26 protein-coding genes and 1 tRNA gene are annotated in these 25,537 nt (G+C 67.4%); 13 read left to right on the top strand and 14 right to left on the bottom strand.

Annotation, left to right across the window (positions count from 1 at the left end):
- Positions 1 to 17: 17 nt before the first annotated feature.
- The 3 genes from C6V83_RS06115 to mca all read right to left on the bottom strand — a co-directional run bounded on the left by C6V83_RS06115 (position 18) and on the right by mca (position 2,592).
- Positions 18 to 1,100 (bottom strand): Fic family protein, encoded by a 1,083-nt coding sequence (locus tag C6V83_RS06115; RefSeq protein WP_105941645.1) that lies wholly within the window; start codon positions 1,098 to 1,100, stop codon positions 18 to 20.
- A gap of 299 nt (positions 1,101 to 1,399) precedes the next feature.
- Positions 1,400 to 1,744: a hypothetical protein gene (locus C6V83_RS06105; RefSeq protein ID WP_199832594.1), complete on the bottom strand. Its 345-nt coding sequence runs from the start codon at positions 1,742 to 1,744 to the stop codon at positions 1,400 to 1,402.
- Entirely contained in the window at positions 1,741 to 2,592 is an 852-nt protein-coding gene (gene mca / locus C6V83_RS06100; protein ID WP_105941643.1) for a mycothiol conjugate amidase Mca, read from the bottom strand. The genes C6V83_RS06105 and mca overlap by 4 nt, the downstream gene beginning before the upstream one ends.
- Before the next feature lie 78 nt (positions 2,593 to 2,670).
- Between mca and C6V83_RS06095 the strand changes: the two genes are divergently transcribed.
- The 3 genes from C6V83_RS06095 (at position 2,671) to greA (ending at position 4,551) form a co-directional block, all read left to right on the top strand.
- Positions 2,671 to 3,126 carry a DUF4307 domain-containing protein gene (locus tag C6V83_RS06095; protein ID WP_105941642.1) on the top strand — a complete coding sequence of 152 codons (456 nt, stop codon included), beginning with the start codon at positions 2,671 to 2,673 and terminating at the stop codon, positions 3,124 to 3,126.
- 109 nt (positions 3,127 to 3,235) lie between these two features.
- Complete coding sequence (locus tag C6V83_RS06090) at positions 3,236 to 3,865, top strand: queuosine precursor transporter (RefSeq protein WP_105941641.1); 630 nt, start codon at positions 3,236 to 3,238, stop codon at positions 3,863 to 3,865.
- Between the two features lie 194 nt (positions 3,866 to 4,059).
- Entirely contained in the window at positions 4,060 to 4,551 is a 492-nt protein-coding gene (greA, locus tag C6V83_RS06085) for a transcription elongation factor GreA (protein ID WP_105941640.1), read from the top strand.
- A gap of 110 nt (positions 4,552 to 4,661) precedes the next feature.
- On the opposite strand, the gene C6V83_RS06080 is transcribed toward greA, so the two are convergent.
- Entirely contained in the window at positions 4,662 to 5,165 is a 504-nt protein-coding gene (locus tag C6V83_RS06080) for a helix-turn-helix domain-containing protein (protein WP_105941639.1), read from the bottom strand.
- 120 nt (positions 5,166 to 5,285) lie between these two features.
- Here C6V83_RS06080 and C6V83_RS06075 point away from each other — a divergent pair, with 120 nt between their 5' ends.
- A complete protein-coding gene (locus C6V83_RS06075; RefSeq protein ID WP_105941638.1) occupies positions 5,286 to 6,254 on the top strand; it encodes an NAD-dependent epimerase/dehydratase family protein in 969 nt (322 codons plus the stop codon).
- Here C6V83_RS06075 and C6V83_RS06070 read toward each other — a convergent pair.
- The 4 genes from C6V83_RS06070 to C6V83_RS06055 all read right to left on the bottom strand — a co-directional run bounded on the left by C6V83_RS06070 (position 6,248) and on the right by C6V83_RS06055 (position 10,151).
- Positions 6,248 to 6,964 carry a DUF3558 family protein gene (locus C6V83_RS06070; RefSeq protein WP_105941637.1) on the bottom strand — a complete coding sequence of 239 codons (717 nt, stop codon included), beginning with the start codon at positions 6,962 to 6,964 and terminating at the stop codon, positions 6,248 to 6,250. The two genes, C6V83_RS06075 and C6V83_RS06070, sit on opposite strands and share 7 nt — an antisense overlap.
- A complete protein-coding gene (locus C6V83_RS18285) occupies positions 6,891 to 7,178 on the bottom strand; it encodes a hypothetical protein (protein ID WP_159067455.1) in 288 nt (95 codons plus the stop codon). The genes C6V83_RS06070 and C6V83_RS18285 overlap by 74 nt, the downstream gene beginning before the upstream one ends.
- 403 nt (positions 7,179 to 7,581) lie before the next feature.
- Entirely contained in the window at positions 7,582 to 8,742 is a 1,161-nt protein-coding gene (locus tag C6V83_RS06060) for a cystathionine gamma-synthase (RefSeq protein ID WP_105941635.1), read from the bottom strand.
- Positions 8,739 to 10,151 (bottom strand): cystathionine beta-synthase, encoded by a 1,413-nt coding sequence (locus C6V83_RS06055; RefSeq protein ID WP_105941634.1) that lies wholly within the window; start codon positions 10,149 to 10,151, stop codon positions 8,739 to 8,741. Before C6V83_RS06055 ends, C6V83_RS06060 begins: the two co-directional genes overlap by 4 nt.
- Before the next feature lie 77 nt (positions 10,152 to 10,228).
- Between C6V83_RS06055 and C6V83_RS06050 the strand changes: the two genes are divergently transcribed.
- A complete protein-coding gene (locus C6V83_RS06050) occupies positions 10,229 to 11,452 on the top strand; it encodes an acetyl-CoA C-acetyltransferase (protein ID WP_105941633.1) in 1,224 nt (407 codons plus the stop codon).
- A gap of 144 nt (positions 11,453 to 11,596) precedes the next feature.
- Here C6V83_RS06050 and C6V83_RS06045 read toward each other — a convergent pair whose 3' ends face one another.
- Genes C6V83_RS06045 through C6V83_RS06035 form a run of 3 tightly spaced genes read right to left on the bottom strand, consistent with a single transcriptional unit; the run spans position 11,597 to position 15,400 of the window.
- On the bottom strand, positions 11,597 to 12,472 hold the full coding sequence (locus tag C6V83_RS06045; protein WP_105941632.1) for a Bax inhibitor-1/YccA family protein: 876 nt from the start codon (positions 12,470 to 12,472) through the stop codon (positions 11,597 to 11,599).
- 42 nt (positions 12,473 to 12,514) lie between these two features.
- The gene (locus C6V83_RS06040; RefSeq protein WP_234353890.1) at positions 12,515 to 13,150 is read right to left on the bottom strand and encodes a TetR/AcrR family transcriptional regulator; all 636 of its coding nucleotides are present in this window, start codon (positions 13,148 to 13,150) and stop codon (positions 12,515 to 12,517) included.
- A gap of 36 nt (positions 13,151 to 13,186) precedes the next feature.
- On the bottom strand, positions 13,187 to 15,400 hold the full coding sequence (locus C6V83_RS06035; RefSeq protein ID WP_105941630.1) for an MMPL family transporter: 2,214 nt from the start codon (positions 15,398 to 15,400) through the stop codon (positions 13,187 to 13,189).
- Between the two features lie 176 nt (positions 15,401 to 15,576).
- On the opposite strand from C6V83_RS06035, the gene C6V83_RS06030 reads away from it, so the two are divergent.
- The gene (locus C6V83_RS06030; protein ID WP_105941629.1) at positions 15,577 to 16,695 is read left to right on the top strand and encodes a phosphotransferase family protein; all 1,119 of its coding nucleotides are present in this window, start codon (positions 15,577 to 15,579) and stop codon (positions 16,693 to 16,695) included.
- The gene (locus C6V83_RS06025; RefSeq protein ID WP_105941628.1) at positions 16,692 to 17,843 is read left to right on the top strand and encodes a hypothetical protein; all 1,152 of its coding nucleotides are present in this window, start codon (positions 16,692 to 16,694) and stop codon (positions 17,841 to 17,843) included. The genes C6V83_RS06030 and C6V83_RS06025 overlap by 4 nt, the downstream gene beginning before the upstream one ends.
- Here C6V83_RS06025 and C6V83_RS06020 read toward each other — a convergent pair.
- Complete coding sequence (locus tag C6V83_RS06020; protein WP_105941627.1) at positions 17,819 to 18,478, bottom strand: DsbA family oxidoreductase; 660 nt, start codon at positions 18,476 to 18,478, stop codon at positions 17,819 to 17,821. The genes C6V83_RS06025 and C6V83_RS06020 overlap by 25 nt on opposite strands.
- A 255-nt stretch (positions 18,479 to 18,733) precedes the next feature.
- Here C6V83_RS06020 and C6V83_RS06015 point away from each other — a divergent pair.
- The 4 genes from C6V83_RS06015 (at position 18,734) to C6V83_RS06000 (ending at position 21,613) form a co-directional block, all read left to right on the top strand.
- Positions 18,734 to 18,807: transfer RNA gene (locus C6V83_RS06015), tRNA-Leu, on the top strand.
- 153 nt (positions 18,808 to 18,960) lie between these two features.
- A complete protein-coding gene (locus C6V83_RS06010; RefSeq protein ID WP_159067454.1) occupies positions 18,961 to 20,592 on the top strand; it encodes an HNH endonuclease signature motif containing protein in 1,632 nt (543 codons plus the stop codon).
- Between the two features lie 131 nt (positions 20,593 to 20,723).
- A complete protein-coding gene (locus C6V83_RS06005) occupies positions 20,724 to 21,128 on the top strand; it encodes a DNA-binding protein (protein WP_105941625.1) in 405 nt (134 codons plus the stop codon).
- A 95-nt stretch (positions 21,129 to 21,223) separates the two neighbouring features.
- On the top strand, positions 21,224 to 21,613 hold the full coding sequence (locus C6V83_RS06000; protein WP_105941624.1) for a DoxX family membrane protein: 390 nt from the start codon (positions 21,224 to 21,226) through the stop codon (positions 21,611 to 21,613).
- Between the two features lie 6 nt (positions 21,614 to 21,619).
- On the opposite strand, the gene C6V83_RS05995 is transcribed toward C6V83_RS06000, so the two are convergent.
- Entirely contained in the window at positions 21,620 to 22,357 is a 738-nt protein-coding gene (locus C6V83_RS05995) for an SIMPL domain-containing protein (protein ID WP_105941623.1), read from the bottom strand.
- Positions 22,358 to 22,418: 61 nt separating this feature from the next.
- Positions 22,419 to 23,360: a M23 family metallopeptidase gene (locus C6V83_RS05990; protein WP_105941622.1), complete on the bottom strand. Its 942-nt coding sequence runs from the start codon at positions 23,358 to 23,360 to the stop codon at positions 22,419 to 22,421.
- Between the two features lie 142 nt (positions 23,361 to 23,502).
- Here C6V83_RS05990 and C6V83_RS05985 point away from each other — a divergent pair, with 142 nt between their 5' ends.
- Together C6V83_RS05985 and C6V83_RS05980 are read left to right on the top strand one after the other, a co-directional pair.
- Positions 23,503 to 24,855, top strand: a complete 1,353-nt coding sequence (locus tag C6V83_RS05985) for a YibE/F family protein (protein ID WP_234353889.1) — start codon at positions 23,503 to 23,505, stop codon at positions 24,853 to 24,855.
- A gap of 51 nt (positions 24,856 to 24,906) precedes the next feature.
- Positions 24,907 to 25,518, top strand: a complete 612-nt coding sequence (locus tag C6V83_RS05980; protein WP_105941620.1) for a phosphoribosylanthranilate isomerase — start codon at positions 24,907 to 24,909, stop codon at positions 25,516 to 25,518.
- Positions 25,519 to 25,537: the final 19 nt, after the last annotated feature.

The following is a 25,537-nucleotide window of genomic DNA, read 5'->3' as shown; positions in this document are numbered from 1 at the left end:
TCCTGCCGGATGGGCGGTCACTCGGGGCGCGTCAGGACATTGAGGAAGTCATCGTTGACGAAGAGAAGCTCCCGACCGGCCTTGACGTCCGTGAGGAGCCCGGCCTGGACCAAGGCGTGCAGCCACGATGACGCAGTCTGGCGCGATACATCGCACCGCTGGGCGACGGTGTTGATGCGGCAATACGGCTGCTCGAACAGCACCGCCAGAAATTGCGCGTCGCGCCCGCCCGTCGTCGCGGCGCGCGCGCGATCCGCGATGTCCTCCTGACAGGACCGAATGGCGCTGATCTTCCGCGTCGTCGAGGTTGCGGACTCTCGGACGACGTCGAGGACGTACAGAATCCAATCGATCCAGGCGCCCTCGGCCGTCACGGCTCGCAGGAGCCGGTAGTAGTCGTTCTTACGGGCGATGATTGCACGCGAGAGATAGAGGATCGGGTCATCCAACAGGCCGGCCTCAATCAGCATCAGGATGTTGATGACACGGCCAGTTCGCCCATTGCCGTCGTGGAACGGGTGAATGGCCTCGAACTGGTAGTGGGCCAGCGCCATGCGCACGAGCGGATCAAGATCGTCGTCAGCATGGACGAAGCGTTCCCAGTCCGAGAGCTTCTCACGAATGAGGTCGACGCCCTCTGGCGGTGCGTAGACGATCCGCTGAGTAGCGGGGTTCGCGATCCTTGTTCCGGGCACCGCCCGGATGTCCGTCTCCCGACCCTGGAGCGCCGAGCAGATGCGCGCGGCCGTAACTGCCGTAAGCGGGCGACTCTTGATCGACTCAACTCCCGCAAAGAGCGCGCTGCGGTATCGCAGTGCCTCCTTGGTCGCGTGGTCTCCCCCACCGGAGTCGGCATGCCTGAAGAGTTCGTCGGCCGTCGTCACGATGTTCTCGATTTCGGAACTCGCCTGCGCTTCGAGCAGTGGAACCGCATGGATCAGGATGTTGGGGTTCGGTAGCAACCGACCGGCCTGAGCAAGGGTCGCCAGAGCAGTTCGGGCGTCGATGGCGGCCTTCAGCACCTGCTTGGGCTCCAGGTCGAGGCCTGGTGGTGGCAGCGCGGGCAGGGCGTCGAAGGGTACCTCGGGGCTCCAGACCACGTGTTAGCTCTCTCGACTCATCCTCATGACATGTTAAGAATCTTCAAAAAACCTAACACATCACCGGGACGTGTTACACGACCCGACACGTCGCGGGGCGATCGGCAGCTTCACCGGTCCGACACCGTCGACCGACAAGGCGAGCCCCGCCGCGAACGCCGACAGCTCCGCACTGAACGCCCCCGGCGCGTCTCCGCCCGTCAACAGGAGGGCGATGTTCTCACGCGCGAGCCGTGCCACACGGAGAAGCTATCAAGCTGCTTCCGGCTGGCGCACTGCCTGACCCGAGATGCCGCCGCTCACCGACCGCGGTCGTCGCTGTGGTCGGAGGGTGCGGTGCCGCCCGCCGACGCAGAGGCCTCGCCGGAACCGTGTGTGCGCCGCTCGCCGTCCGTCGACTCATCGTCGACGACGTCGGTGCCCTCGTCGAACGCCTGATCCGGTTCGGGATTGGCGGTGTCGAAGCTGTCAGGAAGCTTGCGCAACTGGCGGTTCATCGAGCGGATGAGCAGGAAGGTGGCCACCAGGAGCACGACGATCACGAGCAGCCCGACCGGCGACGCCTTGCCGAACTCAGGGCCCTTCGTCTGCTCGTCGGCGAGCACGTATACGGCCTCGCTCGCCAGGTCCAGGACGGTGTTCACGGCGCCTCGATTCCGGCGAAGAGATCGGTCTCCGGGATTGCGGTCTGCACCCGGGTCTGCGCCAGCTCGAACTCCTCGGTGGGCCACAGCCTTTGCTGCCACTCGAGCGGGACCGCGAAGAAGAAGCCGTTCGGATCGATCTGCGTGGCGTGCGCGCGCAGCGCATCGTCACGCTGAGGGAAGAACTCACCACACGTCACCTGCGTAGTGACCCGGCCCATCAGATCGCCCTGCTCGCGCTTCCACTTGGCGAGCCACTCCTTGAAGGGGCTCTCTTGCCCCGACTTCTCGAACTCCTCGGAGAACCGGTGGATCCGGTCGCGGATGAAGCCGTGCGTGTAGTACAGCTTCAGCGGGGTCCACGGCTCGCCGGCGTCGGGGAACGCCTCGGGATCGCCGGCGGCGTCGAACGCGGCGACGGACACCTCGTGGCACTTGATGTGGTCCGGATGCGGGTAGCCGCCGTTCTCGTCGTACGTGATCATCACGTGCGGCTTGAAGTCGCGGACCACCTCGACCAGCTTCTCGGTCGCCTCCTCCAGGGGCACCAGCGCGAAGCAGCCCTCGGGCAGCGGCGGCAGCGGGTCTCCTTCGGGAAGCCCGGAATCGACGTAACCCAGCCAGGTCTGTTCCACCCCGAGCGCGGCGGCCGCGGCCGCCATCTCGTCCTTGCGGATCTCGGGCAGCTTCTCCTGGACGCCCGGGCGATCCATGGCCGGATTGAGGATGTCACCGCGTTCGCCGCCGGTCAGCGTGACGACCAGGACGTCGTGTCCGGCCGCCGCGTATTTGGCCAAGGTCGCGGCCGCCTTGCTGGACTCGTCATCCGGATGTGCATGCACAGCCATGAGTCGCAGGCGCCCCGTGCTGTCGGTCACGCTTCCTCACCTTCGCTCGGTACTCCCCTACATGGTAGGTATTGACGCGTGAGCAGTTCAGACGGGGTCGCCGACCAGCCGAAACCACAGAGCGGCCCGCGGGCGACGTACCCGGTCGAGCAATCGCCGTCCAGTCGTCGCCGCTGGTTCCTGATCTGCTCGGTGGCAGTGGTGATCGCCGGTGTGGCGCTGGCGTACATCGGATTCAAGCAGTTCGGCGACCCCGAGGTCTCCGGTCAGGCCGTCGGTCACGAGGTCCTCGGTTCGGATGCGGTCGAAGTGCGCTACACGGTGAACCGGAAGAACCCGGACGCGCCGGTGGCCTGCATCGTTCGCGGCCGGGCGCTCGACGGTTCGGAAGTCGGCCGGCGCGAGGTGCTGATTCCGCCAGGCGCGGTCCAGGTGGGCGCCCAGACGACTGTTTACACCTCCCGGCCACCGGTGATCGGTGAGGTATTCGGCTGCACCACCTCGGTGCCGGCCTATCTGAAACCTGACAAGTGAGGTACCACCCGTGACCGAGGAGCCGACACACTCTGGACAGCCGGGCGCCACGCGCCCGGCGCCCAAAGCAGTTTTCGCGACCCTTTCCTCTCCCTACTACCCGGTCCTGATGGCGGTTTTCGTCGGCATCATGCTGATCAGCAACATCGCCGCCACCAAAGGCGTCGGACTGTTCGGCGGCTGGCTCGTCACCGACGGCGCCTTCTTCCTCTTCCCCCTCAGCTACGTCATCGGTGACGTAATCAGCGAGGTGTACGGCTTCCGCGCGATGCGGCGCACCATCTGGACCGGATTCGGGGTGCTGATCCTCGCATCGCTGGTGTTCACCGCGACGATCGCCCTACCCCCGCTCGACGGATACGAGAACCAGGCCGCGCTCGAAGCGGTCGTCGGAGCTGTGCCGCAACTCGTCGTCGCCAGTCTCGCCGGATACCTCGTCGGCGAGTTCAGCAACTCGTACGTGCTGGTCAAGATGAAGGAGTGGACCGGAGAGAGCCAGCTCTGGGCCCGGCTCCTCGGCTCAACGGTGGTCGGCGAGTTTTTCGACACCGTGATCTTCTGCGCCATCGCGGCCCCCGTGATCGGAGTCGAGACCTGGGGCCAGTTCGTGTCGTTCGTGGCGGCCGGCTTCCTCTGGAAGACACTGGTCGAGATCATCGTCATGCCCGCGACCTACGGCGTCATCGGCTACCTCAAGCGCGCGGAACCGTCGTACGCACAGGCGCTCGACCGCGTCTGAACGCACCCTCGTCCGACGACGCTGCCGCGTCGACGTGCAGGTCAGACGTGATGTCGTGTGCGTTGAGACACACCGACTGGTAGCCTGGGTGACGCACGGCTCCGCGAGGGGTCGTGTTGCTGCATCTAGAGACTGATCGAATGCGGCTGTAGACGAACGCGCAGTCCAATGGCGGACAGCAAAGGAGATCCACAATGACCGACACAGGTGTGACCTGGCTGACCCCCGAGTCTGCCCAGCGTCTGAAAGAGGAACTCGATGCGTTGATCGCGAATCGAGACGTCATTGCTGCGGAGATCAACGAGCGCCGCGAAGAGGGCGACCTCAAGGAGAACGGCGGCTACCACGCAGCGCGCGAAGAGCAGGGCCAGCAGGAAGCCCGCATCCGCCAGCTGCAGGATCTGCTGAACAACGCGAAGATCGGTCAGGCCCCGACCCAGTCGGGCGTCGCGCTCCCGGGCTCCATCGTCACCGTCTACTTCGACGACGACGAGTCCGACACCGAGACCTTCCTCATCGCCACCCGCGAGGAGAGCATCGCGACCGACGTCGAGGTCTACTCCCCGAGTTCACCGCTCGGCGCGGCGATCCTCGACGCCAAGGTCGGCGAAAGCCGCTCGTACCGGGTGCCCAGCGGCGCGGAGGTCACTGTGACCGTCGTGAGCGCAGAGCCCTACCAGCACTGACACCCGCCGCCGAGGGCCGGGCCGCAGTCTCACTGCAGCCCGGCCCTCGTGCATCGGGCTGCTGAGCACCGGATACCCGCGTCCCCGTCCGGACGGTCCGCCGGAATCCCTCAGCGCTTCTTGTCGGTAGTCGCCGCCTTGTTCTTCGGCGCGTCCGGACGCGGCACCAGCCGGTGAAGGGTCTCCTCCACGCGCGACATCGCGGTGTCGCTCGCCTGCTCGGCAGATCGTTTCGGCAGGCGCGGCGTGTTCACGTCGGGCAGGAGGTACGACGGCGGGACCTCGAGAGCGTGCGCCAGCCGGTACACCGTCGACAGCTGAGGGTCCGACACGAAGGGCTCTCGATTGCTGGTTCCGCGCTCGAGATTGGACACCGCGTTCCGGTGCAGCCCACTCCGATTCGCCAGTTCCTCCTGCGAATAGCCACGCTGCTGGCGCACGGTCAGAAGCCGATTGGCGAAGGAGAACGCATAGGTGTCCCACTGCAGGTAACCACCTTCGCGCGACGACACCTCTTCAATCTGCTGGATGCACACCGGATTGTCTGCCCACCGTGTTGTGCATCCGAATAGTGTTGCCGCCCAACCGAATTGACGAATCACGACAAACCCCATCCCCGGGAACCGACATCCCTCCCGTCGTGATTCGAGAGCAGTGCTCTTGCGCCGGCGTCCAGGCTTCGATATCGTCGTCGACACGTAACGAGAGCAGTGCTCACACTTAGGAGGAAAGCCATGCAGCACCTCGTCACCGGGGCCGGCCAGATCGGCACCCAGCTCGCCGCCGACCTCGTCGGCGGCGGGCACCAGGTCTCGGTCCTGCGCCGCTCGGCCGTTCCGCTGCCGGGGACCACCCTCATCCAGGGCGACGCCGGCGATAGGGGACTTCTCCGTGAAGCGATGGCGGGTGCGGAGGCCGTCTTCCACTGCACGCACACCCGCTACAGCGCGAAGGCGTGGGAGCGAGATCTGCCGCAGCGGGAGCGGGCCGTCATGGACGTCGCCGCCGAGTACGGTGTGCCGGTCGTGTTTCCCGAGTCCGTGTACGCCTTCGGCATGGGGGCTCAGCGCCTCGCGGAAGACTCGCCGCTGGATCCGGTCGCACCTCTCGGCCGGGTACGTGCGGCCCTGCTGCGGAACCGTGCGGCACACCCGGCCCAGACGCTCTCGGTGGTGGCTGCCGATCTACTCGGTCCGACAGCGGCGCCTGCCACGTCGGTGTTCCTTGCGATGGTGCTCACTCCGGTGGCCCGTGGCCGTCGAGCCTGGGTGCTGGGCGACCCGGACGCGCCCCGGTCGGCGACCTACATCCCGGATCTGACCCGCGCCATGGCGACCGCGGCCGATCGCGCCGACGAGTTCGCTCCCGACGGCGACGCCGTTCTCCTCGCCCCGTCACTGCCGCCGCTCACCCAGCGCGAGATGGCGCGCCGCGCATCCGAGGCCCTGCACGGTGCAGACGGCGTACGACCTGCGCCCGCGGTCTCACGCATACCGGCGGCCGCGTTCTCGGCGGCAGGGCTGGTCTCCCCGATGGCGCGCGAACTGCACAATCAGCAGTACCTCTGGCGCGCCCCCGCGGTGATGGGCGAGGGACGACTCGTCCGGGACTTCGACCTGCGCCCGTCGTCGTGGGACGACGTCCTCGCCGAGTGGGCCGCCGGCGTGAACGGAACCTCCGCCACCCCACTCCCCGCTCAGTGAGGGATCTTGTCGATCGTCGCCCTGGTGAACGCGATCGCCCTATCGCAGATCTCGGAGACTGGCACGCCCGTATCGAGCGTCACGACGATCGTGCTCACCGCAGCCTTTCCGGATTGGACGTATGTTTCGCAGTCTCCGCCGATGATTAGGTGGTGAACCCCGACTATCCGTCCGCCGATGTTCACATCAGGCAGCCATTCATCGACCGAAGTTGACGCCCGCTTCTTCTCATGCTCGAGGCTCGGCGAGTTCCCCACGATTTGACTTACCGTCCAGTGGTCTCCCACAGACCCAACGTACTTCCAGGAGCAACCCCTGGCGGTTTGTCCATCGGTCGCGGCCGCATCTGCTACGGAGTCAGGCACTATACCGAGGGCGAAGAGGCCACCTGGACTCAACGCTGTACAGGGTTCGTAGGTTGTGCCGTCGTTTGCACCGTTCCAACGCTGAGTTAACGTCGTGTCGAAGGGCAGCTCATGTGTCTCAGCCACTCCAGCAGCCGTGGAGTGAATCAGCGCACTTTTCGAATGGTCGCGTCCGGAACTCTCGACATGTGCACAGGAAGTCACAGCCAAGCAATATGCAGTTATTGCTACGAGTCTCACCAAGGGTGCACGGCTGCGCAGCACTTGGACCTCACTCCGGCAGGGAATCGGCGCCAGCGTACGCGGAGGCCGATGCACGGCAGCGCGACGCCAGGACTTGCGCATCCGTCATCGCGTCACGGAGTACGTCTACGCCGCCCGCGACGACGATTCGTAGCTGACCGTACATCGCCTCACCTTCGGCGCAGTCTTCGCCGAGTGTGTTTCTTGATAAGACTCGCCGAAGAGCCGGGATGAGATCTGCGAGTTCCTCCGCAGCTTCGGCGGCAATCTTGGCCCGGTCGCGCCACACTGCCTCGATCGAGACCAGTTCGCTCACGTCGTCCTCCGTCGTCGTCGATGACTCCTCCGAGGCTGCGCCGGAGGCCGCCTCCCCCCGACGACGACCCCCGGCACAGTCTTCCCCGACAGGCGCGTAGCCACCGTCCCCCGACCGCGGTAGCTGCCCGCCCTCCTCGAACTCCGAATCCGCCGTCCCCCCGACCAACGGTTTCGATCGTTCACAGATTTAGACGCACCAGGTGCCGCTTCGGTTCCATTTCTCTTCGAGATTCTTTCGCCTCGACCGGAGAACCCCGGGCGAAGCGGCATATGCCCACCCGAAACAAGGGTGCTGGGCACCCGAAACTCGATCTGGCACCTCCAGCTGAGGGTGCCAGTCAGAGCCGAGGGTGCTCGGCACCCTGATCTCGACCCGACCCGTGAAGCGCGGCCGGTTCAGCTCAGCCGAGCGCCTGCTCGACGTCCGCGATCAGATCGTCGACGTCCTCGATACCCACCGACAACCGGACGAGGTCGTCGGGCACCTCCAGCAGCGAACCGGCGGTCGAGGCGTGCGTCATCGCGCCGGGGTGCTCGATCAGCGACTCGATCCCGCCCAGCGACTCGGCCAGCGTGAAGATCTTGGTGCGCGCGCAGAAGTCCAGCGCCGCTTCACGACCGCCGGCCAGCCGCACCGAGATCATGCCGCCGTACCGGCGCATCTGCGCAGCGGCGAAGTCATGTCCCGGATGCGACTCCAGGCCCGGGTACAGCACCGACGCCACCTTCGAGCTGCCCGAGAGCACCTCCACCAGCTTCTCGGCGTTGTCGCTGTGCCGATCCATCCGTACCGCGAGCGTCTTGATCCCGCGCATCGTCAGATACGCGTCGAACGGTCCCGGCACCGCACCGGCACCGTTCTGCAGAAAGGCGACGTCGGCGTCGAACTGCTCGTCGTCGGTGACGATCGCGCCGCCCACCACGTCGGAGTGCCCGCCCAGATACTTCGTCGTCGAATGGACGACGACGTCGGCGCCGAGATCGATCGGACGCTGCAGGTACGGCGTCGCAAAAGTGTTGTCCACCACCAGCTTCGCCCCGCCCGAGTGGGCGACGTCCGCAATCGCCGCGATGTCGCCGACGTTCAGCAGCGGGTTGGTGGGCGTCTCCACCCATACCAGCTTGGTCTTGGGGGTCATCGCTGCGGCGATCGCTTCGGGGTCGACGATCGGCGCCACCGAGTACTCGATCCCCCACTGCGAGAACACCTTGTCGATCAGCCGGAACGTCCCGCCGTAGGCGTCGTTGGGGATCACGAGGTGGTCGCCGGGACGCAGCGCCGCCCGCAGGATCGCATCCGTCGCGGCCATGCCCGACGCGAAGGCGCGCCCGTACGCGCCGTTCTCGAGCGCGGCCAGGTTCTCCTCGAGCACCCGGCGCGTGGGGTTGCCGGTACGCGCGTACTCGAAGCCGTCGCGCATGCCGCCGACGCCGTCCTGCGCGAAGGTCGACGACGCATAGATCGGCACGTTCACCGCACCGGTCCGGCCGTCGGGTTCCCAGCCCGCGTGAATCGCCTTGGTCGAAAATCCTGCGGTAGTCGGCAGTCCCTGGTCGGTCACTTCTTGCTGTCCTCACGAGTCGGCAACGGATGGCTACTGGCGAACGCGAGCAGATCATGCCGAGTGATCACGCCGATCGGCTTGCCGTCCTCCACCACCATCAACGCATCCGAGGCGCTCAAAGCTTCCAGCGCTGCCGACACCGGTTCGCCGGAGCCGATCATCTGGAACGGCGGACCCATGTGCGCGGACACTGGATCCGCCAACGACGCGCGTCCCTCGAACACCGCCGACAGCAGGTCGCGCTCGTTCACCGACCCGGCCACCTCGCCGGCCATCACCGGCGGCTCGGCGCCCACGACGGGCATCTGCGAGACGCCGTACTCGCGCAAGATCTCGATCGCGTCGCGGAGCGTCTCCTGCGGATGCGTGTGCACCAGGTCCGGCAGCGCACCGGTCTTGCCGCGCAGCACCTCACCCACGGTCGACTCGGGCTTCTCGCCCTCCAGCGGCGTGCGCAGGAAGCCGTAGCTGCTCATCCACTCGTCGTTGAAGATCTTCGACAGATACCCGCGGCCGCCGTCGGGCAGCAGCACGACGACCACGGCGTCCGGCCCCTCCCGCTCCGCGACCTCCAGCGCGGCGACCACGGCCATGCCGCACGAGCCGCCGACCAGCAGGCCCTCTTCGCGTGCGAGGCGGCGGGTCATCTCGAAAGAGTCCGCGTCGGACACCGCGATGATCTCGTCGGGCACCGTCGGGTCGTAGGCGTCCGGCCAGAAGTCCTCACCGACGCCCTCCACCAAGTACGGCCGGCCTGAGCCGCCGGAGTACACCGAGCCTTCGGGATCGACGCCGACGATCTTGACGCGCCCCTCCGACACCTCCTTGAGGTAGCGGCCGGTGCCGGTGATGGTTCCGCCGGTGCCGACGCCGGCGACGAAGTGCGTCACCGTGCCGTCGGTGTCGGCCCAGATCTCCGGACCGGTGGTCTCGTAGTGGCTGCGCGGTCCGTTCGGGTTCGCGTACTGGTTCGGCTTCCACGCGCCGTCGATCTCACGGACCAGCCGGTCGGAGACGTTGTAGTAGCTGTCCGGGTGCTCCGGGGGCACTGCTGTCGGGCACACCACCACCTGAGCGCCGTACGCGCGCAACACGTTCCGCTTGTCCTCGGCCACCTTGTCCGGGCACACGAACACGCATTTGTACCCGCGCTGCTGAGCCACCAGCGCCAGACCGACGCCGGTGTTGCCCGACGTCGGCTCGACGATGGTGCCGCCGGGCTTCAGTTCACCGGACTCCTCGGCGGCGTCGATCATCCGGGTGGCGATGCGGTCCTTCGAGCTGCCGCCCGGGTTCAAATACTCGAGCTTCGCCGCGACCAGACCCGCTCCCGGCTTGGCGACCGAAGTGAGCTTGACCAGTGGTGTGTTTCCGACGAGGTCCACGACATGATTCGCGATGCGCATACCTCCTATCGTGACACTCCCGCACGACGAACTCGACTCCGGTCCGGCCGTCCCGACCGCTGGGTTACGCTGACGACATGCCAGAAGCCGTGATTGTCGCCACTGCCCGCTCCCCGATCGGCCGCGCCGGAAAGGGTTCTCTCAAGGACCTGCGCCCCGACGAACTCGCCGAACAGATGATCGCGACAGCGATCTCGAAAGTTCCCCAGCTCGCCCTGTCCGACATCGAAGACATCCACCTGGGCATCGGCCAGCCCGGCGGTGCCGGCGGATACAACATCGCCCGCGTCGTCGCCGTCGAGCTCGGCCTGGACCACGTTCCGGGCGTCACCGTGAACCGCTACTGCTCGTCGTCGCTGCAGACCACCCGCATGGCGTTGCACGCCATCCGGGCCGGTGAGGGCGACGTCTTCATCTCCGCCGGAGTCGAGAGCGTGTCCAGCTTCGGCACCGCCGGCGCCGCCGACGGACTGCCGAACTCCAAGAACCCGTTGTTCAACGAGGCCGAGGCTCGCACCGCGCTCGCGGCGCAGGGCGGCCAGGGCCCGTGGCACGATCCTCGGGAGGACAGCCTGCTTCCTGACGTGTACATCGCGATGGGCCAGACCGCCGAGAACGTCGCGAGCTACACGGGGATCTCACGCGAGGACCAGGATCGCTGGGCCGTGCTCAGCCAGAACCGGGCCGAGAAGGCGATCGCCGACGGATTCTTCGCTCGGGAGATCGATCCGATCACCCTCCCGGACGGCACCAAGGTCACCGCAGACGACGGCCCCCGAGCCGGCACCACCTACGAGAAGATCAGCCAGCTGCAGCCGGTCTTCCGACCAGACGGCACCGTGACCGCAGGCAACGCCTGCCCGCTCAACGACGGCGCCGCCGCGCTCGTCATCATGAGCGACACCAAGGCCAAGGAACTCGGCCTCACCCCGCTCGCGCGCGTCGTCGCCACCGCCGCCACCGGCCTCTCCCCCGAGATCATGGGTCTGGGCCCGATCGAGGCGGTCCGCAAGGTCCTCCGGATCGCCGGTATGACGATCGACGACCTCGACCTCTACGAGCTCAACGAGGCCTTCGCCGTGCAGGTGCTCGGCTCGGCCGCCGAGCTCGGCATGGACCACGACCGCCTGAACGTTTCCGGCGGCGCGATCGCCCTGGGCCATCCGTTCGGCATGACCGGCGCCCGCATCACCACGACGCTGATCAACAACCTCCAGACGCACGACAAGACCTTCGGTCTGGAGACCATGTGCGTCGGCGGCGGCCAGGGCATGGCGATGATCCTCGAACGCCTGAGCTGATCCCGCCCATCTGATCCCACCGAGCGCAAAAGAGTGCGGCCAAGTGGTTCCCCAGGAACCACTTGGCCGCACTCTTTGGGTTTCGACGAGCTCAACCAGCGATCTGGTCGCTCAACTGGCGAGCAAGCAGCTCGACCGGCGCGGCTAGTCGCTGTTCAGGTAGCTCAGCAGCCGCAGGATCTCGACGTACAGCCAGACCAGGGTGACGGTCAGGCCGAGGGCGACACCCCACGCGGCCTTCTCCGGAGCGCCGGCCTTGACCAGCCGGTCGGCCGAGTCGAAGTCGAGCAGGAACGAGAACGCCGCCAGCGCGATGCAGACCAGCGAGAAGATGATCGCGATCGGGCCGCCGCTGCGGATACCCATGTCCACGCCGAACAGGCCCAGGACCAGGTTGCCCAGCATGAGGACCAGGACGCCCACCAGACCGGCCATCAGCATGCGGGTGAAGCGCGGGGTCACGCGGATCGCGCCGACCTTGTAGACGATCAGCATGCCGAAGAACACGCCGAGTGTGCCCAGGACTGCCTGGCCGATCATGGTTCCGGCACTGACGCCGTCGGCGACCACGACGTTCGCGAACACGAACGAGATGGAACCGACGAAGAGACCTTCGAGCGCCGCATACGAGAGCACGATGGCCGGATTGTCCTGCTTACGCCCGAACGAGGCGATCAGCACCAGGACGAACCCGCCGAGGGCGCCGACCAGCAGCAGCGGCATGGCCAGCGACAACTGAGCGGACTCGGTCGCGCGGGTGACGATCGCCGCGTAGGTCGCGATGGCCACGGCGATCAGCACACCGAGGGTGATGCCGGTCTTCATCACAACGTCGTCGATGGTGATGGTGCGGCCCGCGGTGGTCGGGGCGTAGTTCTGCTGCTGGTACGGGTTGGCCTGCTGACCGGCCTGCATCATGCCGGTCTGGGCACCGGGGATGGCCTGACCGAAACCGGCGTAGGGGGCAGGCTGGTTGTCGCGGATCACTCCGCGCATAACCGGGTTGCTGCTCTCGCGCACTTATTGCTCCTTCAAAGGGTGGATGCGGTCGCTCACGTCTATTCAACGTACGTCGGGTCGCATTGGTTCCAACTTTACCGAGTCTTGAACAAATCCGCTGAAGGCGGCCCGCAGTACGTCCTCGGCGACGGTCAGTCCGTCGCCCCACGGCAACCCCGGCTTGGCGGTCATCAGGTCGGCGACCCCGTGCGCCACCGACCAGAGCCGCAGCACCATTCCGGTCACATCACCCGGCGGGAGCAGCCCGGCGTCCATCGCCTCGGCGACGGTCTCGGAGAAGTGCTGGATCGCCGACGCCATGAGCACCTGATCGGTCTGCGTCGGGGCCGACGTCGAGCGTGCGAACGCCTCCCGGAAGATCACCGGATTGTCGAGCGCGAACCTCACGTACGCCAGCCCCTGCGCCAGGGCACGTTCGACGACGTCGGCGGCGTCGGCCGATTCGGCCATCATCACCGCGTCGAACCGCTCGAAGAAGCGCGCGCACACAGCGTCGAGCAGTTCTTCCTTGTCCGTGAAGTGCAGGTAGATCGACGGCGGCGTGACGCCGACGCGGTCGGCGACGGCGCGCACCGACACCCCTGCGGAACCGCCGCCCGCGATCAGCAGGTCGGTGGTCGCCTCCAGAATCTCCTCGGCCAGCTGCTCCCCCGAGCCGCGGGGCGATCGCTTGCGCACCCGGCATCTCCCCATCGTTCCACTCCCCCCGTCACGTCACTCCTCGGTCAGGCCGATCCGGTCGTGCAGCCGGCGCAGCGGTCTGGGCGCCCACCAATTCCATCGGCCGGCCAGCCGCATGAACGCCGGCACCAGCACCATGCGGATCAGCGTCGCATCCATCAGTACCGCGAGCGCCAGGCCCACGCCGAACATTCGCATGAACGAGACCTGCGATGCGGCGATCCCGGCGAAGACGATCGCCATCAGCAGGGCGGCGGCCGTCACCACCCGGCCGGTGCGAGCCAGACCGACCGCGACGGCGCGGTCGTTGTCCTCGCGCGTCCGGCCCGATTTGAGCCACTCCTCCCGTATCCGGCCCAGCAGGAACACCTCGTAATCCATCGAGAGACCGAATGCGATGCAGAACATCAGCACCGGCATGGTCGCCACGAGGATGCCGGTGGCCGTCGTGCCGAATCCGCCGAAGTGCCCGTCCTGGAAGATCCACACCATCGCGCCGAACGTCGCCGACAGCGACAGCACGTTCAGAACCAGCGCCTTCAACGGGAGCACGACGCTGCCGGTGAACAGGAACAACAGGAGGTAGGTGGCCACCGCGATCACCAGCAGTACCCACGGGAGGTTCTGGTAGATGGCTGACACCACGTCGGCGTTCACCGCGGCCAGGCCGGTGAAGCTCACCGTCGCACCGTCCGGCCTGGGCACGTCGCGCAGCTCCTCGATCTGGCGCTGGCCGTCGTCCTGCATCGGCTCGACGTCGCCGGTGATGTTGATCAGCGCATGATCGCCGTCGACCAGATCCGGCTGCGCAGGCGCGACCACCACGCCGTCGCGGTAGACGCCGGCCGGACTCGACACCGCCGTCACCTTGTCGACCTTCGACAGTTCCGAGGCGTACGACGCCATCGCCTGATCGCCGACCGTTCCTTCGATCACCACGATGGTGTTCGACGACGAGCTCTCGTCGTATTGTTCGCGGATCTCTTTCTGCACCGCGTGGGCGCTCGCCGATTCGGGGAGGACGCGGTCGTCGGGGAAGCCGAACTTGATCCCGGAGAACGGCAGTCCCAGCACGATCAGCAGGGTCGTGATCGCCAGACCGGCGGGCACCGCATGGCGCAGCACCCACTGCGCGCTGCGATACCAGAATCCCTCCTCCAGCGGCTTCGGCTCGGGTTCGGGCCGGCCTCGCATCTTCCGGACGGCGCGCCGCAGGTCCAGTGCGTCGATCCGATCGCCGAGCACCATCATCAGCGCGGGCGTCACCACCACCGCGGCGATCAGTGCCACCGCCACCACACCGAGGCCGGCGTAGGCGAACGAGCGCAGAAAGTACATCGGGAAGATCGCAAGCGCAGCGAGCGACAGGCCGACCGTCACCGCGGAGAAGATCACCGTGCGCCCGGCTGTGTTCATCGTGCGCACGATCGCATCGGGCCGCGGGAGCCCCCGGCCCACCTCTTCCCGGTATCGGGTGACGATCAGCAGCGTGTAGTCGATCGCGAGGGCCAGCCCCATCGCCGTCGTCAGGTTCAGCGCGTAGATCGACACATCCACGAACTCGGCGATCACCCGCAGCAGCGCCATGGTGCCGATGATCGAGACGATGCCGACCAGCACCGGCAGCGCCGCGGCGACGACGCCGCCGAAGATCACGATGAGCAGCAGAAAGCTGATCGGGATGGCGATGGCCTCGGCGATCAGCAGGTCCTTCGACGTCTGATCGTTGACCTGCTTGTAGACCAGCGCCGGTCCGGCGACCTTGATCTCGATGCCCTGCCGGGTTCCCGTCAACTCGTCGGAGAGTTCCTGCGCATGTCGCGGCGCGTGCTCATCGCCGCCGTCGACGCCGAAGACGATCTGCGTGGAGGTCTTGTCGCGACTGAGCAGTTCCCCGGCGAGCTGCGGGGAGTTCCACACCGTCAGCACCGGCTGCTGCACGTAGTCGAGAGTGGCCAGGCGGTCGGTGATCTCCGTGCCCACCGCCTTGGCGGCCGGGTCGGTCGCCATGTCCGTTCCGGACGGACCGTCGAGCTTGATCACCACCTGCGCACCGGCCTGCCCGAACACCTCGTCGAGCACTTGGGAGGCGTGGGTCGATTCGGAGCCGGGGTCCTCGTAGCCGCCGGCGAGCATCTTCCCCGCGGCGCCGGCGCCGTAGATGCCTGCGGCGACAAGCAAGACCAGGGTCAGCGACAACACGAGTTTCGGGGCGGCGATCACTCGCCTCGTCAGACGCTCCAGCATGTGTGATCCTCGTCGTGTCGTCGTCGCTCATTGAGCTCGTCGTCGCTCATTGAGCTCGTCGAAATGGTTACCGGCGTTAAGTTAGCAGCAGTAACCTAGCTGCGGAACCCCTGAATCACGCCCGCACATGACGCATTCGCGCATGTCGCCGCCGTAACCCGTGTTCTGATGGAGCCGTGTCCAGCCTGACCCACGACGAGGGCCACGAGATCGCGCGCCCTTCCGAATCCCAGCGAGACCCGGTCTACCTGTGTGAGCGCCTCGACTCCTGGCTCAAGTCGACCGTCGGCGACGACGCCGAGGTGACCGAGGTCCAGCTGCCGTCCGCCAACGGAATGTCCAGCGAAACCCTGCTGGCGGACGCCCGGTGGGGTGGCGAAGATCACGCGCTGGTGGTGCGCGTGGCACCGCTCGACGCGAGCAATCCGATCTTCCCGTCGTACGACCTCGACTGGCAGTTCAACCTGATCAAGCATGTGGCCGAGTCCACCGATGTCCCGGTGCCGCAACTGTTCTGGTCTGAGACGAGCTCCGACGCGCTCGGGGCGCCGTTCTTCGTGATGGCGCGTGTCGACGGCCGGGTGCCGCCGGACGTGATGCCGTACACCTTCGGCTCGTGGGTCACCGAGGCGACCGCGGAGGAGCGCGACGCGATGGTCCGCAACACCGTCGGCGTGCTCGCCCGGATCCACGCGACTCCGTTGGACGGCGCACCTCTGGCACTGCCGAACGACGGCGAGACCCCGCTTCGAGCGCACCTGCGCCGCCTGCGCGAGTTCTACGACTGGGCGAGTGCGCGCCGGACCGGTTCACCGTTGATCGAGCGGGCCTTCGCACACGTCGAGGCCCGCCTCCCCGAGGAGTCCGAGCCGGTGCTGAGCTGGGGCGACGCGCGAATCGGCAACGTGATGTACGACGGCTTCGAGCCCGTCGCCGTGCTCGACTGGGAGATGGCCACGGTCGGCCCGCGGGAGCTGGACCTGGCCTGGATGGTCTTCCTCCACCGGTTCTTCCAGGACATCACCGAACTCGCCGGCCTGGGCGGACTGCCCGACTTCCTCACTCGCGAACAGGTCGCCGCGGAGTATTCGGCGGTGACCGGTTACCACCCCCGCGACCTCGACTTCTACACGCTGTACGCGGCATTGATCCACGCCGCGGTGATGTATCGCGTCCAGACGCGCGCCATCGCCTTCGGCCAGGCGGCGGAACCGGACGACCCCGACGACATGATCATGCACCGCACGACCCTCGAAGCCATGCTCGCCGGAACCTACTGGGAGAACATCCGATGACCCTCTCCCCGATGGACGATCACCCGATCCACCAGATCTCCGAGGTGATCCGCCACGTCGGCACCTCAGATCGCAACTTCTACGACCGCTACTACTTCAACTGCAATCCCCGGCTCGACGACTCGTCGAGCCCCGTCGAGACGCCGTGGTTCATCTTCGGCCTCGGCGTCTACCCGAATCTCGGTGTGGCCGACTGCTTCACCGTGGGACGGCACGGCGACGATCATCTCGTGGTGCGCGCATCTCGCGCGCTCGGCGCCGACCGCGACGACCTGACCGTCGGCCCGTTCACCGTGGAGGTTCTGGAAGGTCTTCAGCGGCTGCGCATCTCGCTGGAGCCGGGACACGGTGACGTCGCGTTCGAGCTGACCTTCGACGCCGACGCTCCCGCCGTGCTCGAACCCCGGCACTTCCAGAGGCAGATCGAGCGGGTTGTCTTCGACACCCAGCGGTTCGTGCAGACGGGCAATTGGAGCGGCTCGCTCACGGTGGGCGACAGCACCTTCGAGGTCACCCCCGAAACGTGGCGCGGCAATCGTGACCGCTCGTGGGGCATCCGCCCGGTCGGCGAAGCCGAGCCGCCCGGGCGTCGTGCCGCCGATTCCGACAACGCAAGCTTCTTCTGGATCTACTCGGTCATGCGGTTCGACGACTTCGCGGTCGTCTCGATCGTCCAGGAGAAGCGCGACGGCGAGCGCGTGATGGACGACGCTCGCCTGATCCGGGCCGACGGTTCAAGCGATCCGGAGTGGCTCGGGCGCGTCGAACACGAAGTGAGCTTTGTCCCCGGTGGTCGCGAGCCGGCCTCTGCGACATTGCGTTTCGTCAAACCGTCAGGCGCCACGACGACGGTGGAGTGCTCCCCGAAGGTCGCGAACTACATCGGGTTCGGAACCGGTTACGGGCTCGAGCAAGACTGGCGGCACGGCATGTGGCAGGGCGCGGAGAAGGTCGAGTCGCTCCGGCTGAAGGTCTCCGAGCTCGACAAGACGATGAAGCTCTTCTGTCCTGTGGACCATCTCGCGTCGTTCACCATGACCGGACCCGACGGCAGGGTGCATCGCGGTGAGGGACTCTTCGAGTTCTCCGTGATCGGCCCGCACGATCAGTACGGGTTCACCGACTACGTCGACGTCGTGCCGGAGTAGTGCTCCCAGCTCTGGTTCAGGAAGTCGAGGTAGGTCTCGGCCGGCTGGGCGCCACTGAGTACGAAGTGCCGCTCGGCGACGAAGTACGGCACCCCCTGGCACCGGAGTTCGCGGGCGAGTTCCTCGTCGTCCCGGACGGCTTGGGCGTATCGGTCCGGGTCGGCGAGGACCGCGCGCACCTGGGCCTCGTCGAACCCTTCGTAGACGGCGATCTTCACGAGGCGTTCGTGACTGCCGAACAGCTTCTCCTCCTCACCGAAGTTGGCGTGGAAGAGCGCAAGCAGCATGTCCTCGGCCCGACCCGACTCGCCGGCGAAGTGGACCAGGCGATGCATGTCGAAAGAGTCCCCGAAGTCGCGCCCGCTGGTCACGTACGGCAGCCCGAACTCCTCGGCCTTCTGCGCGATCTGCAGTTCGCCCTGCGCGGCCTGTTCTTCGGTGAAGCCGTACTTCCCCGCGAGATGCGCGACGACGTCCCCTGATGCCCCGCGCGGCTGCGTGGGGTCGAGCTCGAACGACCGGTGAATCACCGCGGTCTGAGCGGCATGATCGAAGTCGGCCAGCGCCTCGTTGAACTGGCTGACGCCGATGTAGCAGAACGGGCAGTTGATGTCCGACCAGATCTCGACCTTCATGCCTCCTATGGAACCATCTGCCACCGGCACGGGTCGAACTCCTCCACCTCGCCGATCGAGCGCCCACTCGCCGGTCGAGCGAAGTCGAGACCACCCACCGCCCCCTCGCTGGTCGAGCGGCCCCCTCGCTGGTCGAGCGAAGTCGAGACCACTCACCCCCGCTCCAGCACCTCCGAGCCCGCAGGGAGAGGAGGCCGTCGAAACGCCCCCGCGATGGAGTACCGTCCAGACTGCGCCTGGCAAGATCGACCCCGCGCCCCCGTAGCCCAATTGGCAGAGGCAGCGGACTTAAAATCCGCGCAGTGTCGGTTCGAGCCCGACCGGGGGCACCGCTTAACCGCAGGTAGCAGCCTCGACTGACCTCTTCAGTGGTCGAGATCAGATTTGTCAGAGGCTCGTCGTAGAGTGATGTCAGACACACAAGGAGAACCGGAACCAACGGTTCTACCAGCGGGAACAGCACTTCGGGGGAGGTGAACATCGTGACTGTCAACGGCATCTCGTACAACGACGACACTGCCGGTTTCGACCCCGACACGCTGATCGCCGGCCTGTCGCCCGCAGAATTGCTGGCGGTACAGACGGCCGCCGAACAGCGCTTGAGCACCGAAGCGGCCGCCTTGGTGGCCGCCGAGTCCGACGACGCCCTGCTGGGTCTGCTCGACACCCGTGAACAGACCCGACGCCGCGCCGAAGTGTTCGACGCCGCCCTCTACATCGAAATCTCGAACCGTGGCGTATACCGGCGTGCTGGGCTCATCTCGACCCACCAGCTGTATGCCCACGGTGCTCGCCTGGGTGTGGGTGAGGCCCGCCGCCGCCGGGTCACCGCCGAAGGCATCGGCGCCATGGGTGCTCTGACCGGTGAACGCCTCGAACCCCACCTCGCAGCGACCGCGGCGGCGGTCGCTGACGGAGACGCCGGCGGCGCCCACGTCGCGGCGGTCACCGAGATCATGGACAAGCTGCCGTCGGCGGTCACTCACGATCAGCGCGTCAAAGCCGAAGGCATGCTTGCTGATGCGGCGCGGCGTCTGGACCCGGCCGCGGTCACCGTGGTCGGCAACCGGATCCTGGCCTGGCTCGACCCCGACGGCACCCTGGCCGACGACCACGACCGCCAGCGCCGCCGCACCTTCAACCTGCAGCCGCAGAACCGGCAACTGATGAGCAAAGTCCGCGCCCTGCTCACCCCCGTCCTGCGCGCCAAGCTGGAGGTGGTCTTGCATCAGTGGGCCACCACCGGGATGAACAATCCCGACGACCCGGACTCCCCACGTGGGGCCGCCGACCAACCCGGCCTGGACCCCGCCGTCCTGGCCGCCGCCGCCGAACGGGACACGCGGACGCTCGGCCAACGGCAGCATGACGCTCTGGAAGCGTTGTGCGACTGGGCTGCGGCGCTGGCCGGCCAGCCGGCCCCCACGAGGATTCCGTCGCAGACCGTGGTCACGGTGACCGATGAGGATCTGGCCAGGCAGGCTGGGATCGGCTGGACCGCCACCGGCACCCGCATCCCGGTGTCTGATCTGGTGCAGTTCGCCGCCGACACCATCCCGTATCTCGCGGTGTTCTCCAAGGCCACCGGACAAATCCTGTACCTGGGGCGCGCCAGCCGGTTCGCCACCGCAGCACAACGGCTGGCGCTGTTCGCCCGCGACCGCGGTTGCACCGCCCCGGGCTGCACCGTCCCGTTCATCCGCACCCAAGCCCACCATATGCCCGACTGGACCGACGACGGGCAGACCGATATCGATCGTCTGGGTGGGGCATGCGGACGGCACAACCGCATGAACGGCACAACCCCGGGCCATTGGGAGTCGACGGTCCTCACCTTCGGTCCCGACGCCGGACACGTCGGGTGGCGGCCCGTCGGACACGGCACCCCATGGCAGAGCAACATCATGTTCCACCCCGAACGCCTCGCACCCGACCCCAGCCGCATCCCAGCAGCAGATGAACCGCCGGCCGACACCAGACCGCCCGGCAACATACGAATGCCCGACGTCAGCGCATTGCGTGAAGTGATCGCTTCACCGGACGCGACCGGGCCACCGGGCGAACACCGGACTGCCCGTCCATTCCGGATCGTGCACGGACACTGGGTCGCCTGACCCCGGACCACCCGAGGATCTCGGGCCACAAGAGCCTGACCGCACCGGCCCCGAATCCGCCGCAACATCCTTCAACGCCACGTTGTCAACGTTGTGATGACAACACATTGTTGAGAGCGTGTACTGGGTTGATGACCGAAACACACGAAGGCCCCTGGGCGGCTCTGTTCCGCATCTGCGAGCGGCACGCGGCGACCGACGAGCAGCGGAAGCGCGCCATGAATCAAGCCATGACCGAACCCTACGAAGCGATTCGGCTCGTCACCGGCCTGCTCTTCGGGTCGATCCCCTACGACCCCGACGAGCCCCCTGTCGACGACGCAGACCTACTGGCGACCCTCACACTCATCGATCTCCTCCGGGCCGACGAGGACCGCGTCGAACTGGAATTGCTGAACGCGGCACGCGAGCGGGGAATGACGTGGCAGTCGATCGCCCAGGGCGTCGGACTGAACAGTGCTCAAGCCGTCCAGCAGCGCCACAGCCGACTGTCCGCACGACAAGAGTCCGAGGACGAGAGTCCTAGGTCATCCTGATTTCCCAGGTCTCACCCGTCGACCACAGCCAGCACCACACGGTGACGACCGACGTGGTGGCGTTACCGTGGAGGCACCGATCTGAAAGGACCGCCATGAGTCTCCTCGCCGGCGCCGGTCGCGCCCTCACCGGCCTTCCGTACATCAGGATGGGATACGCCAGCGCCAGCGCACCGGGCCCGCGCGTCGAGATGGCCGCGCCCTTGCTGGACAAGGTCCGCGCGGTGGTGCCCCTCCCCGTCGACGACGCCGTCCTCGTGCGGGCCAGCGGCGGAGCGATGGTGGTCGGCGGAACGATGGTCGCGTCGAGCCTGGCAACCCGCTCCGGAGCGGCGCTCGTGGCCGCGACGCTGGTCCCCACCACGCTGGCCGGGCACGCCTTCTGGAAGGAGACCGACCCGGCGGCCCGTACTCAGATGCGGACGCAGTTCCTGAAGAACACCGCCATGCTCGGCGGCCTCCTCGTCATCGCCGGAAGCACGTAAACAGCCTCACCCCTTGAGGCGCCACTTGACCGACACGTTCACCCGAATCGTCTGTTCTCCCGGCTCGATGACGGCCGGCGCGGCGCCGAGCTGCTCCCTGCTGAACGGCGTCTGCTGCCCGGTCACGTTCTCTTCGATGCTGACGACGCCGCCGAGCTGGTCCCCCGCCAGTGCCGCGTACTGCTCGGCCTTGCCCTTGGCATCGGCGAACGCCCGCTCCCGTGCATCCGAGACCAGCTTCGAATCGTCCTCGATCGCGAACGAGACCCCGTTCAGCCGAGTCTGATCGCCACCGGCCTTGATCGCCGCGTCGAGCACTGCCGACGCCTTCGGCAAATCGCGCACGATCACCCGCACGGTGTTCCGCGCCTGGTATCCGCCGATCGTGCTCGTCTGCCCCGGCTCCGGGCTGGTGCGACGCGCCGAGATCGACATCTCCTGCGTCTGGATGTCTTTCTCCTCGACGCCCTCCTCCTTCAACGCCTCGCTGACCCGTGCGGCCGCAGTGTTGACCGCACTGATCGCCGACGACACATCCGGGCCCTCGGCCTCCACGCCGATGTTCGCTCGCAGTGTGTCCGGTGCTCCCCGCACGTCCCCGGTCCCGGCGACCGTCACCACCCGTGTATCCGGGTCGCCCGAACCGCCGTCGTCTCCACACGCCGCGACGAGCAGGGCGACCGCCGCGAGCACGGCGATGAGCGGCCACCGCACGACTCCGGTCTTGACTTGAACAGCGCGCATCGGTTCCTCACTCGGGTTCGGGTACTGGTTCCACTCCCCGATTGTGCCGATTCTCGCCGCTCTACAAGCGCATAAGCCGGTTGCGGATCGGGAAGTGCCCCTCGATCGTGATCCACTCCGGTTCCCCGGCAAAGGGTTCGGCCGAGTCGGTCGACGGCCTCTGCGCGTGGAGGTGCAGGTGAGGCTCTGACGAGTTTCCGGTGTTGCCGACCCGGCCGAGCAGTGTCCCAAGCTCCACTCGGTCGCCTTGCTTCACGACGACGCTGCGCTGCCGCAGGTGCGCCAGCAGCACCTGCGACGCCCCGCATTGGAGAAGGACGTAGTTGCCCGCCGGATTCTCGCGATCCACCTGCGGTACCCGCTGATCCACCAGGTCGTCGCGCGTGGCGACCACACTCCCGACGCACGGGGCGATCACCGGCTCGCCGAAGATGAAGTAGTCCTCCGGATTCTCCGGTGCGATGCCGTGGGCCCGCCTCCCCAGCGAGTCGACCTTCACCAGGTCGACGCCCCGGCTCTGCCCGCGCCAGGTGTCCGAGTCGCGGGTGGCCAGGTGCCGGTTGAGCGCGATCGTCGAGCCGCCGCTCGCCACATAATAGGTGCCCGGGTCCAGCGGCTCGGCGAGATCGACCACCGGCCCCCGAGGCAGGGTCCGGCCGGCGGCGGCGGGCACCACCAGCACCACCAGCACTGCCACCGCCGTCACCGCGACGATCGCCGTCTCGCTCCACCGCCGCCACGGTCTCCGCGACGCCCCGCCCCGGGACAGCCGCAGGATCGGCGGGATCAGGCTGAGCAGCGCGAAGACGACCATCACGAACGGCGTCCACCACGGCGGATACAGCCAGAGCCCACCCAGCACCAGCCACGCGAGTCCCAGTCCGAGCAGCAGCGCCCGCATCCCCAGCGCCCACCAGGAGGCCGCCGGCACGATTGCGTTCAGCACGATCAGCACCAGTGGCACACCGATCTGCACGATCGCCAGCTGTGCGATCGGATTCATCCAGGGGCCCTTTCGTCGACCATCGCCAGAAAGTGTGCGCCGCGGCAGCGCGAGTCACCGGCCGAGTCGCCGATTCGTTATCCAAATCCCCGGTACAACCAGCCCGGCGACGTCGCGTCGCCGATGGGCTAGCGTCGGCGTGGTGAGCCATCGCCAGCCCGAACCGCCCGCGCCGCACGGGCATTCCCACGCCCACGCGTCCGGCCCGGTGGAGAACCTGGCACGCCACTCCCGATCGATTGTCGTCGCCGTGCTCGCGGTCGCGGCCGTCGCGGTGGCGATCGGTGCCGCGCTGCTGTGGCCGAGCCACGCCGACGACCGGCCGCTGCCGACCCGCTTCCAGTCCGCCGACGGCGGACCCCTCACTCTGGTCGACGCCACCGTGGTCGCGCAGTCGCGCGCCGCCTGCTCGGCGGTCGGCGACGGCACGTCGAGCAGCGAGTTCCCGCAGATCCCGTCCACCGGCGGCGACTGCATCGCCTCGGTGGTCCGGATCCAGTCCGGCGACGACGCCGGACGCTACGCCGTCCTCGCGGTGCCGACCAATGCGAGCCTGCACGACGACGACCGTCCCGGCGGCACCGAATCGACCGCGGGCCTCGATCCGGACGCGCCCATCGCCGGCCAGCCCGACCTGAAGATGGACGACGAGGTCCGGCTCGCCGAGATCACCGCGCCCGACGGCGAGCAACGCTACTCGTTCCACGACTACCGGCGCGGCGGCGAGCTGATCCTGTGGGCGCTCGCCTTCGTCATCGCGGTGATCGCCGTGGCCACCTGGCGCGGGCTGCGCGCGGTGATCGGCCTCGCGTTCGCGTTCGCGGTGCTCGGCTACTTCACGCTGCCGTCGATCCTCGACGGGAACAACGTGGTGGCCGTCGCCGTCGTCTCCTCGGCGGCGATCCTGTACCCGGTGATCTTCCTGGCGCACGGGGCCAACATGCGCGCCGCGTCCGCACTGCTCGGCACGCTGATGTCCCTCGGTCTGGCGGCGGCGCTGAGCTACGCGGCGGTGGCTTCGCTGACTCTGACTGGACTGTCCAGCGAGTCGACCCGGAGCCTGCAGGTGTACCAGGGTTCCATCTCGTTGTCCGGGCTGCTGCTCGCCGGCTTCGTGATCGGGACGCTCGGCGTGCTCAACGACGTCACGATCACCCAGGCGTCGACCACGTTCGAGCTCGCCGCCCTGCCCGGGCAGTCGCGCCTGTCTGCCTTCCGCGGCGCCATGCGAGTCGGCCGCGATCACATCGCGAGCACCGTGTACACCCTGGTGTTCGCGTACGCGGGCAGCGCCCTCCCCCTCCTACTGCTGTTCTCCGTCGCCGGTCAGCCGATCTCGGGTCTGCTCACCGGCGAGGAAGTCTCGATCGAGCTCGCCCGAACCTTCGTCGGCGGCATCGCCCTGGCGATGTCGGTCCCGATCACCACCGCGATCGCCGCGGCACTGGTGTCTCCGCCCGGTTCACGGCCCCTCCGCAATTCACCTTCCTTTTAGAGCGGAAACCGCAACAAACGGAAGGCAATTCTCGGCGCCTACCATGGGGGCATGTATGCCAAGGTGTGCGGCCTGACCGCGGTCGACGACGTCGCGGTGGCCGTGAGCGCCGGCGCCGACGCGATCGGCATAGTGATGAACGACACGAGTCCGCGCGCGATCGACGCCGCGCTCGCCCGGCGCATCGTCTCGGCCGCCGACGACGAGGTCGACACGGTGCTCGTCGTGAACGACAAGCCCGCCGACGTCGCCGCCCGCCTGGCACGCGACCTCGGCGTCTCCGTGCTCCAGTTGCACGGCCGCCGCTACACCACCGACGACTTCGCCGCGGCTCTCGCTATCGTCCCCCGCGTCTGGCGCGCCACGTCCCTCGCCCACGCCCCCGACCTGCACGTCGGCGCCTTCGGCGAGGAACTGCTGCTCCTCGACGCGCCCTCGCCCGGCTCGGGCGAGCAGTGGGATCTGGCGGCGCTGAACGACGCGGGACCCGACGGCAGATGGCTGCTCGCCGGCGGACTGCGACCGGACAACGTGGCTGCCGCGATCGCGCTGGCGCAGCCGTGGGGAGTCGACGTGTCGAGCGGGGTCGAGTCGGCGCCCGGCTTCAAGGACCACGGACTGATTCGGGAGTTCCTCGCCGAGGTGTGCGCGGCATCACGCTGAATCCGCGTTGCCGACAAAA

Origin of the sequence: Gordonia iterans, assembly GCF_002993285.1 — a bacterium.
GTDB lineage: Bacteria > Actinomycetota > Actinomycetes > Mycobacteriales > Mycobacteriaceae > Gordonia > Gordonia iterans.
This window is presented reverse-complemented; position numbering and strand designations above follow the sequence as displayed.

Excerpts from the sequence above, each read along its gene's own strand:
- C6V83_RS06020 (WP_105941627.1), bottom strand. The coding sequence starts at position 18,478 with ATGAAGGTCGAGATCTGGTCGGACATCAACTGCCCGTTCTGCTACATC.
- C6V83_RS06000 (WP_105941624.1), top strand. The coding sequence starts at position 21,224 with ATGAGTCTCCTCGCCGGCGCCGGTCGCGCCCTCACCGGCCTTCCGTAC.
- mca (WP_105941643.1), bottom strand. The coding sequence starts at position 2,592 with ATGGCTGTGCATGCACATCCGGATGACGAGTCCAGCAAGGCGGCCGCG.
- C6V83_RS06070 (WP_105941637.1), bottom strand. The coding sequence starts at position 6,964 with ATGCGCAAGTCCTGGCGTCGCGCTGCCGTGCATCGGCCTCCGCGTACG.
- C6V83_RS05980 (WP_105941620.1), top strand. The coding sequence starts at position 24,907 with ATGTATGCCAAGGTGTGCGGCCTGACCGCGGTCGACGACGTCGCGGTG.
- C6V83_RS06050 (WP_105941633.1), top strand. The coding sequence starts at position 10,229 with ATGCCAGAAGCCGTGATTGTCGCCACTGCCCGCTCCCCGATCGGCCGC.
- C6V83_RS06025 (WP_105941628.1), top strand. The coding sequence starts at position 16,692 with ATGACCCTCTCCCCGATGGACGATCACCCGATCCACCAGATCTCCGAG.
- C6V83_RS06035 (WP_105941630.1), bottom strand. The coding sequence starts at position 15,400 with ATGCTGGAGCGTCTGACGAGGCGAGTGATCGCCGCCCCGAAACTCGTG.
- C6V83_RS06080 (WP_105941639.1), bottom strand. The coding sequence starts at position 5,165 with ATGGGGTTTGTCGTGATTCGTCAATTCGGTTGGGCGGCAACACTATTC.
- C6V83_RS06090 (WP_105941641.1), top strand. The coding sequence starts at position 3,236 with ATGGCGGTTTTCGTCGGCATCATGCTGATCAGCAACATCGCCGCCACC.
- C6V83_RS06075 (WP_105941638.1), top strand. The coding sequence starts at position 5,286 with ATGCAGCACCTCGTCACCGGGGCCGGCCAGATCGGCACCCAGCTCGCC.
- greA (WP_105941640.1), top strand. The coding sequence starts at position 4,060 with ATGACCGACACAGGTGTGACCTGGCTGACCCCCGAGTCTGCCCAGCGT.
- C6V83_RS05995 (WP_105941623.1), bottom strand. The coding sequence starts at position 22,357 with ATGCGCGCTGTTCAAGTCAAGACCGGAGTCGTGCGGTGGCCGCTCATC.
- C6V83_RS06055 (WP_105941634.1), bottom strand. The coding sequence starts at position 10,151 with ATGCGCATCGCGAATCATGTCGTGGACCTCGTCGGAAACACACCACTG.
- C6V83_RS06005 (WP_105941625.1), top strand. The coding sequence starts at position 20,724 with ATGACCGAAACACACGAAGGCCCCTGGGCGGCTCTGTTCCGCATCTGC.
- C6V83_RS05990 (WP_105941622.1), bottom strand. The coding sequence starts at position 23,360 with ATGAATCCGATCGCACAGCTGGCGATCGTGCAGATCGGTGTGCCACTG.